Here is an 8104-nt window from a genome sequence, read left to right as displayed (position 1 = left end):
GCGCCTCCCGTGACGACCAGCGTCCTCATCCTCTTCCCCTCTTCTCCGCCGCGCGTCCCCGCGCGCGGCGAGTTCGAAGCATGACCTGCGCCCCGCGGCGCATCAACCGGCCCGCCGTCGCCGCGGGCGCGTCGGCGGCGGCGCGGGCACTGCGCAGAGCGGCTTGCTCGGCGACGGATCGGCGAGCAGCTCGGCGAGGGTCGAGGCGGCGAACGCGCGCTCGACCGCGGCCGTCGCCGCGGCGAGCCGGCGGTGCAGCGGGCAAAGCTCCCCCTTGTGGGCGTGCAGCCCCAGCGGGCAGGCCGCGAGGCGGGGGAGGGGATCGACGGCGTCCACGACCTCGAGGATCGTCAGCTCCGCGGCGCTCTTGGCGAGCGCGAAGCCGCCGTGCAGGCCGCGCTGCGAGCGGACGAGCCCCGCGCGGGCCAGCCCCTGCATGACCTTGGAGAGGTACCCCTCGGGAACCCGCGTCGCGGCGGCGAGCTCCTTCACCGTCCGCGGCGCGTCGGGGTCGACCGCCAGATAGACCATCGCCCGAAGGGCGTATTCCGCTGTCCGCGAGATCATCGGCTCTCCCGCATTCAGGATATCCGGATCCCGTGGTGCGCGATACGCCCCGGCGTCAGCGCGCGAAGAGATCCGCGCAGGCGGCGCGGGCCGCGGCGACGCGGCGGAGGGCGGCGCGGACGAGCGCCGGCGCGAAGTGGTTCTCGTCCCCCGCCCAGGCGGCCGCCCCGACGGCGAGTCGGGCGAGGCCGCGCCGCGGGGCGCCGACGAAGCGGAGCTGCGGACGCGGCGTGCCGCAGAGCCCGACCGTGTCGGGGTTGTGGCCCGGCGAGAGGATCAGCGTCCGCGTCCGCTCCTCGACGACCAGCCGCCGCAGCAGGGCGAGGCCGAGCGACGCCGCCGGGGCGAACGGCTCGGCCGCCGGCTCGTCGGCGGAGATCAGCTCGACCGCCACCCCGCCGAAGACCCACAGCGCCATCCCCGCCGCCAGCTCCGTGCCGATGAAGGCCCGGCAGAGGACGATCCGCTCGGCGCCGGCCGCCTTGCGCACGAACCGCTCGACGAGCAGCCCGCCCGGGGTGTCGAACTGCCGCCCCTGCCGCCGGGCGAGGTCGAAGAGGCTGCGCAGCTCGTCCTCGTCGCGGGTGCGCGCGATCTCGATCTTGATTCCGCCGCGCCGCGCCGCCCGCTCCTGTCCGCGCCGCGCCCGTTCGCGGAACGACTGCCGCAGCGAGGCCTGGACGGCGCTCCAGCCGCCGTGCAGCGGGACGTCGTAGTCCTTCGGCCCCTCGAGCTCGCGCCAGCCGGTCGCCTGTCCGAGCCCCTCGGAGAGCCAGCGGCCGCCGGGAGAGTCGAGCCACATCCCCGGCAGGTCGAAGACCGTGCCGCGCCCCATGCGGCGGGCGATCGAGCCGAAGACCACCGCCGGCGGGACGGCCGCGGCGTCGGGAAGGAGCAGCGGCTCGTGCCGGCGGGCGAGCGGGTGGCCGAGCGGCCGGATCCGCGTCCACGGCCCGCGCCGCCGCCGCTCCAGCGGCACGAGGATCCGCGGGGCGCCGCCGCTGGTCACCGCGGCGACGAACGGCGACCAAGGGCCGCGGTCCGTGTCGAGCGCGGCGGCCGCGGCCTCGAACGTGAGCCAGGGAACCGGGCGGGCGTGGGTTTCGATCAGCCGCTCCCAGGCCGGTCCGAGCGAGAGAATCGCCTCCCGTCCGACGAACAGCTCGACCCGGCCGGCCGGGGGGGCGGTGCTGCGCCCGCGCTTCGACGCCAGTTGGCGCGTCAGGATCTCCGTGGTGTCTGTCGTCATCGGGGGAGGGAGCTCCGGTGGAACCGGCCCGATTGTCCCACGGCCGGCGCCGGAAACGAGGGTTCCGCGGGGGCTCGACTAGGTTTGACGGAGAGGGGGTTTGGTGATAAAAAACGATCTTAGCTTACTCGTAAGCACCCCCCCGCCTCTTGGGTCGCGCAACCCAAATTGGAGCCCGCCATGGCGCCCGGACCTGATCGGGGACGCATGCAAGTCAATGCCGATGAGTGCAAAGGCTGCCTGCTGTGCGTCAACGTCTGCCCCCAGAAAGTGATCGAAAAGACCAGTCACCTGAACAAGCAGGGCTACTTCCCGGTCGCCTACAAGGGCGAAGGCTGCACCGGCTGCGGGTACTGCTACTACGCCTGCCCTGAACCGGGTGCGATCACCGTCTATCGGCTGGTCAAGACCGCCTGACGCCGCGGACGGGCGCGGGGCGACTTCAATCCGCCCGGCCCGAATTCCGGCGTTCGTCGCGTGCGCTCCGCTCGTCGCGGGCGCACGGGAGGTGCCTGATGGCTTCCAATGGTTCCGCGGCGGCGCGTCCGCCGATTCTGATCAAGGGGAACGAGGCGATCGTGAAGGGCGCGCTGCTCGCCGGCTGCCGCGCCTACTTCGGCTACCCGATCACCCCGGCGAGCGAAATCGCCGAAGGCGCGGCGAAGGACTTCCCGGCCCTCGGGCGCACGTTCGTCCAGGCCGAGTCCGAAACCGCCTCGATCAACATGGTCTACGGCGCGGCCGCCGCCGGCGCGCGCTGCATGACCGCTTCCTCCGGCCCCGGCATCAGCCTGATGCAGGAGGCGATCTCCTACCTCGCGGGCGCCGAGCTGCCCTGCGTCGTCGCCGACATCATGCGCGGCGGCCCGGGCCTCGGGAACATCGCTCCCGAGCAGGGCGACTACAACCAGGTCGTGCGCCTCGGCGGACACGGGAACTACAAGAACCCGGTCTACGCCCCGAACTGCGGCCAGGAAATGTGCGACCTGACGATGAAGGCGTTCGAGACGGCCGACAAGTACCGCACGCCGGTCTTCCTGCTCGCCGACGGCAACATCGGCCAGATGATGGAGCCGGTGAGCTTCCCCGAGCCGGTGCCCGAGCCCGCGGAGAAGGACTGGGCGGTCCGCGGCGACGCCGCGACGCGCGAGAACCTCGTCACCTCGATCTTCCTCGAGGCCGAGGATCTCGAGAAGCACAACTTCCACCTGCAGGACAAGTACGCGGAGATCGAGGCCAACGAGCAGATGTCGGCCGAGCTCCAGACCGCCGACTGCGAGATCCTGCTCGTCGCCTACGGCATCGTCTCCCGCGTCGTCCGCTCCGCGGTCGCCCGCGCGCGCGCCGAGGGGATCAAGGTCGGCCTCTTCCGCCCGATCACCCTCTGGCCGTTCCCGAAGACCCGCCTCAACGAGCTGGCCGGTCAGGTGAAGCACATCGTCAGCGTCGAGCTTTCGAACGGCCAGATGATGGAAGACATCCGCCTCGCCGTGCACGACCGCGTGCCGGTGTCGCTGGTCAACCGCATGGGCGGCATGGTGGTGAGCGTCGAAGAGGTTCACGAAGCCATCCGCCGCATCGCGAAAGAAGGAGGTGTGCGGTGAGCGCCCCCCAGTACGAACCGTTCCTCCAGCGTTCGCCCGCCTTCTACAAGAAGTTCGACCGCAAGCCGGGCAACCACGACGTGACCCACTACTGCCCGGGCTGCGGCCACGGCGAGCTGCACAAGATCGTCGCCGAGACGCTGGCCGAGCTTGATCAGCGCGACCGCACGATCCTCGTCAGCCCCGTCGGCTGCTCGGTCTTCGCCTACTACTACTTCGACGTCGGCAACATCCAGTCGGCGCACGGCCGCGCTCCGGCCGTGGCGACCGGCGCGGTCCGCGTCCGCCCCCACACGATCATGATTTCGTACCAGGGCGACGGCGACCTCGCGGCCATCGGCCTCAACGAGATCCTGCAGGCCGCCAACCGCGGCGAGCACATGGCGGTCTTCTTCGTCAACAACTCCATCTACGGGATGACCGGCGGCCAGATGGCGCCGACGACCCTCCCGGGGATGGTGACGACGACCTGCCCGGCCGGCCGCGACGTCCGCACGATGGGCTACCCGCTCCGGATGTGCGAGATCGTCTCCCAGCTCGAGGCCCCGGTCTTCGTCGCCCGCGGCGCGCTCTCCGGCGCCAAGGAGACGAACAACGTCCGCCGGCTGGTGAAGAAGGCCCTCAACGCGCAGATCGAACGGCGCGGCTTCACCTTCGTCGAGGTCCTCTCGGCGTGCCCGACGAACTGGGGCATGACGCCTCCGGACTCGCAGAAGTTCATCCTCGAGAAGCAGGCCCAGTACTTCCCGCTCAAGGTCTTCGTGGACAAGCTGGACCAGCCGTTCGAGCCGTACGAGCCGCCGCAGCCTCCGCCGCGCGAGAAGTACCACGAGCTCCTGCGGATCGAGACCCACGGACAGGAAACCCGCCCGGCGGCGACTCCGGCCGCCGCGAAGTACGCCAACCCGCAGCTCAAGATCTCCGGCTTCGGCGGCCAGGGCGTGCTGCTCCTCGGCCTCGGCGTCGCGCAGTGCGGCATGCTCGAAGGGCGCAAGGTCAGCTGGATGCCGTCGTACGGCCCCGAAATGCGCGGCGGCACGGCGCACTGCCACGTCAACGTCAGCGAGGAAGAGATCGGCGCGCCGGTCATCAGCCGCCCGACGGTCGTCGTGGCGATGAACCAGCCCTCGGTCGAGAAGTTCGAGCACGAGATGGTTCAGGGCGGCCTGCTGATCACCAACAAGTCGATGGTGCCCGAGAAGCCGACCCGCACCGACCTCGAGGTGTTCGAGGTGCCGGCCAGCGACATCGCCGCCGAGATGGGGAACGCCCGTCTGGCGAACATGATCATGCTCGGCGCCTACGCGGGGTACACGGGGATCTTCTCCGAAGAGACCTGCATCGCCGCGCTCAACTCGCTGATCAAGAAGAAGGCCCTGATCGACATCAACAAGAAGGCGATCGCGGCCGGCTACGCGTTCGGCGTCAAGTCCCGCAAGCACTGACGCGCGGATTCGTTCCAAGCGATGAAAGGGCCGCCCCGCGAGGGGCGGCCCTTTTTCTTGCCGCGGCGCCTCGGCGCGGGCTCAGGGCTCGACGGCGCCGACCGCGGAGCGGGCGCCCCCGGCGCGGCGCCGGCCGCGCTGGTCGATCGGCGAAGGAACGACCCACGTGAACCCGCGCCGCACGGTCAGCGGCGCGCCGGCCTCCGCGGAAGCGGGGGCGAATCCGGCCCAGAACTCGTCGTTCAGCGGCGCGGCGCCGAGCCGCCCGGCGATCGCGGCGTCGAGGTTGTGCCAGAACTGGATCCACGCCGCGTTGTCCGGATCGGCCGGCCAGGTGTTCGAGACCGGCTTGAAGGTGATCCCCGAGAGGTCGCCGAACTGGCTCCCGAAGTCGGCGCCGAGCTCCGCCGCGTGCGCGCGCCGCAGGTAGGCGACGACCGCCGCGAGGAAGCGGCCGTCGCGCCCCTCCGTCTGCGCGTAGCCGGCGAAGGTGTACCGCACGATGCGCAGGCCCGGCGGAATCTGCGCGGCCGCCGCGGCGCGGGGCGGATACCACAACACGGCGTGCGCCCCTTCGTCGGTCCCCATCGAGACGATCGTCGGATGCAGCGCCGCTTGATCGACCGCGACCGCGTCGGCGAGGGCGACGCCGTCCCGGTCTCCCTCCTTCGGCCAATGGTCGCGGGCGAGGAACATCCACGCCGGGATCGGGACCAGCATCTGGCTCAGGTCGAGCTTGCCGATCCGGTTCCAGCCGGCGCTGTGGAACTGCATCAGCGAGCCGCTGTAGAGATCGTCCGCTTCGCCGCGGACCGTGTTGCCGGCGACGATCGAGTCGGAGACGACGAGCCGATCGACGACGTGGGCGTTGCCGATCGTCGCCGCCACGCCGCCGCCCCCCATGTTCGGCTTGCCGGAGAAGACCGCGGGCCATCCCGTCACCGCGTTCTCGACGATCGTGCAGCGGTCGAGCCGCAGCGAGCCGTTGGTCATGTAGACGCCGCCGCCGCGGTAGTAGTACTGCGCCATCCGGATCTCGGGGAGGTCCGGGTTGTCGAGCACGGCGTTGCGCGCGACGGTGCTGTCGCTGATCGACAGCGTCTCGTTGCGCCCCGGCCCGCCGCCCCCGGCGAAGACGCCGCCGCCGTAGGAATGCTCCCCCACCGTGCGGTTGCCGGTCAAAGCGCAGCGCACGATCGCCGAGTCCCGCCCCGGCGTCGAGACGCCGCCGACGGCGTAGACCCCGCCTCCCGCGGCCCCGAAGCCGCGCGCCGCGTTGCCGCTCACCACGCAGTCCGAGAGCAGGACGCGGTCGGCGAAGAGCCCGCCGCCGAAGGCCCCGCGGTCGCGGCTGCCGACGAGGTCCCCCTCGACGCGGTTGTCGGCGATCGTGCAGCGCGTCAGGCGCGCCGTTCCCCAGACCGCGAGGCCGCCGCCGCGCGCGAGCGTGTACGGCTGGTCGCTCGAGTCGAGCGGCGCGGCGACGCTGCGGCCGCCGACGATCGTCACGTTGTTCATCGTCAGGTCGCCGAAGAGGGCGAGGACGCGCGCCGGCGTCGAGGCGCTTCCCGCCCAGGCGACCGTGATCCCGTCGGGGAGCGCCGAGGCGTCGATCGTCACGTTCTTGCGCGCGTAGAGCGCCGCGGCGCCGAAGTCCCGCTCGGCGAACGCCGCGAACTGGTTGTTCACGTACGTCTCGCCGCGCAGCAGCGCGTGCTCCGTGCCGACGACCGTCAGGTGGATCGTTCCGCCGTTCAGCGACCGCGCGAAGGTGATCGTCCCGCCGGAGCGGACGCGGTCGAGCGCGGCGCGGAGCGTGGTCGTCCCGGGCGCGGGGGACGCGTCGTCGAGCGAATCGACGACGACGCGCGACGCGCCGGCGCCGAACCACCACGCCGCGCCGGTCGCGCCGAACGCCGCGGACGATCCCGCGGCGCAGCACAGCGCCAGCCCGGCCAGCAACGCGCGGCGCGCGTTCGCCCGCCGGGCGCCTTCGTTTCGGCCCTTCTCCCGCCCCATCTCTTCCTCCCCTCGACGCCGCGAGGCGCCGTCGCCGCGGAGTCTATCGCGGAACGCGCGGCCGCCGGGGCGCGGAAAAGAAGAGGGCGCGCCGCGCGGGCGCGCCCTCGGGAAGGCCGGGAAGCGGCGCCCCCCGCGGGGCGCCGGCGTCCTTAGATGCGGAACAGCGCGGCCGCCCAGGTGAGGCCGGCGCCGAACGCGGCGGAGAGGACGAGGTCGCCCTTCTTGACGCGCCCTTCGGCGTAGGCGTCGCGCAGCGCCGTCGGGATCGAGGCCGAGGACGTGTTGCCGTAGCGGCCGATCGAGACGTAGACCTTCTCCATCGGGAACTTGGCCCGCTCCGCCGTGGCCTTGATGATCCGCAGGTTCGCCTGATGGGGAATGAACAGCGCGATGTCGTCGGCCGTCACGCCCGCCTTCTCCATCACGTCGAGCGTCGCCTGCTGCATCGCCTTGACCGCGTAGCGGAACACCTCGTTGCCGGCCATGTGCACGGTGTGCAGCCGCTTCTCCACCGTCTCGTGGCTGGCCTGCAGCTTCGTGCCGCCGGCCGGCTGGATCAGGAGGTTGGCGAGGCTGCCGTCCGCCCCCCACGTCGAGGCGATCAGTCCGTCGTCCGCCGCGCCGGGGCCGAGGACGATCGCCCCCGCGCCGTCGCCGAACAGCACGCACGTGTTGCGGTCTTCCCAGTCGGTCACGCGCGTGAGCATTTCGGCGCCGACGACGAGCATCTTCCGCGCCGCGCCCGAGGCGACGAGGCTGTTGGCCACGATGTAGGCGTAGATGAAGCCGGAGCAGCCGGCGCCGATGTCGAAGCAGGGGATCTGCGGCAGGCCGATCTTCGGCTGCGCCCAGCAGGAGGTCGAGGGGTAGATCGTCTCCGGCGTGGCCGTCGCCACGAGCAGGATGTCGATCTCCTCCGGGGGCACTCCCGCCGCCTCGAGCGCCTGACGGGCCGCGATCCCGGCGAGGTCCGACCCTTCGACGCCCGGCGGGGCGATGTGCCGCTCGTGGATGCCGGTGCGGGTGACGATCCACTCGTCGCTGGTATCGACCATCTTCTCGAGATCGGCATTGGTGAGCAGCTTCGACGGGACGGCCGCCCCGATGCCCAGAATCTTCGCGCCCATGACCAGACACCTCCGTCCGCGGCGCCGCCGCGGCCGAGGCTATGCTGCCGAACGGTTGTCACGAAGCGGTCAGCGCCGCGCCCGCCGCGG

At 71.8% G+C, this 8104-nt stretch carries 7 protein-coding genes; 3 read left to right on the top strand and 4 right to left on the bottom strand.

Annotation, left to right across the window (positions count from 1 at the left end):
• Window positions 1–102: 102 nt before the first annotated feature.
• Both LLG88_05690 and LLG88_05685 read right to left on the bottom strand, forming a co-directional pair.
• Window positions 103–567 (bottom strand): Rrf2 family transcriptional regulator, encoded by a 465-nt coding sequence (locus LLG88_05690; GenBank protein MCE5246399.1) that lies wholly within the window; start codon window positions 565–567, stop codon window positions 103–105.
• A gap of 55 nt (window positions 568–622) precedes the next feature.
• Window positions 623–1816 (bottom strand): GNAT family N-acetyltransferase, encoded by a 1194-nt coding sequence (locus LLG88_05685; protein ID MCE5246398.1) that lies wholly within the window; start codon window positions 1814–1816, stop codon window positions 623–625.
• A 207-nt stretch (window positions 1817–2023) separates the two neighbouring features.
• On the opposite strand from LLG88_05685, the gene LLG88_05680 reads away from it, so the two are divergent.
• The 3 genes from LLG88_05680 to LLG88_05670 all read left to right on the top strand — a co-directional run bounded on the left by LLG88_05680 (window position 2024) and on the right by LLG88_05670 (window position 4865).
• Window positions 2024–2233, top strand: a complete 210-nt coding sequence (locus LLG88_05680) for a 4Fe-4S binding protein (GenBank protein ID MCE5246397.1) — start codon at window positions 2024–2026, stop codon at window positions 2231–2233.
• Between the two features lie 98 nt (window positions 2234–2331).
• The gene (locus LLG88_05675) at window positions 2332–3420 is read left to right on the top strand and encodes a 3-methyl-2-oxobutanoate dehydrogenase subunit VorB (GenBank protein ID MCE5246396.1); all 1089 of its coding nucleotides are present in this window, start codon (window positions 2332–2334) and stop codon (window positions 3418–3420) included.
• Window positions 3417–4865 (top strand): 2-oxoacid:acceptor oxidoreductase family protein, encoded by a 1449-nt coding sequence (locus tag LLG88_05670; protein MCE5246395.1) that lies wholly within the window; start codon window positions 3417–3419, stop codon window positions 4863–4865. Before LLG88_05675 ends, LLG88_05670 begins: the two co-directional genes overlap by 4 nt.
• An 81-nt stretch (window positions 4866–4946) precedes the next feature.
• Here LLG88_05670 and LLG88_05665 read toward each other — a convergent pair whose 3' ends face one another.
• On the bottom strand, window positions 4947–6884 hold the full coding sequence (locus tag LLG88_05665) for a hypothetical protein (GenBank protein ID MCE5246394.1): 1938 nt from the start codon (window positions 6882–6884) through the stop codon (window positions 4947–4949).
• A 152-nt stretch (window positions 6885–7036) separates the two neighbouring features.
• Window positions 7037–8014 carry a ketoacyl-ACP synthase III gene (locus LLG88_05660; GenBank protein ID MCE5246393.1) on the bottom strand — a complete coding sequence of 326 codons (978 nt, stop codon included), beginning with the start codon at window positions 8012–8014 and terminating at the stop codon, window positions 7037–7039.
• Between the last annotated feature and the right edge of the window lie 90 nt (window positions 8015–8104).

The sequence above is a fragment of the bacterium genome, assembly GCA_021372775.1.
Lineage (GTDB): Bacteria > Acidobacteriota > Polarisedimenticolia > J045 > J045 > JAJFTU01.
Note: the sequence above shows the minus strand (reverse complement) of the source record. Positions and strands in the feature narration are given on the sequence as shown.

What these genes read in the sequence shown, in the direction of transcription:
- LLG88_05690 (MCE5246399.1), bottom strand. Translation starts at nt 567, where the DNA reads ATGATCTCGCGGACAGCGGAATACGCCCTTCGGGCGATGGTCTATCTG.
- LLG88_05685 (MCE5246398.1), bottom strand. Translation starts at nt 1,816, where the DNA reads ATGACGACAGACACCACGGAGATCCTGACGCGCCAACTGGCGTCGAAG.
- LLG88_05680 (MCE5246397.1), top strand. Translation starts at nt 2,024, where the DNA reads ATGCAAGTCAATGCCGATGAGTGCAAAGGCTGCCTGCTGTGCGTCAAC.
- LLG88_05675 (MCE5246396.1), top strand. Translation starts at nt 2,332, where the DNA reads ATGGCTTCCAATGGTTCCGCGGCGGCGCGTCCGCCGATTCTGATCAAG.
- LLG88_05665 (MCE5246394.1), bottom strand. Translation starts at nt 6,884, where the DNA reads ATGGGGCGGGAGAAGGGCCGAAACGAAGGCGCCCGGCGGGCGAACGCG.
- LLG88_05660 (MCE5246393.1), bottom strand. Translation starts at nt 8,014, where the DNA reads ATGGGCGCGAAGATTCTGGGCATCGGGGCGGCCGTCCCGTCGAAGCTG.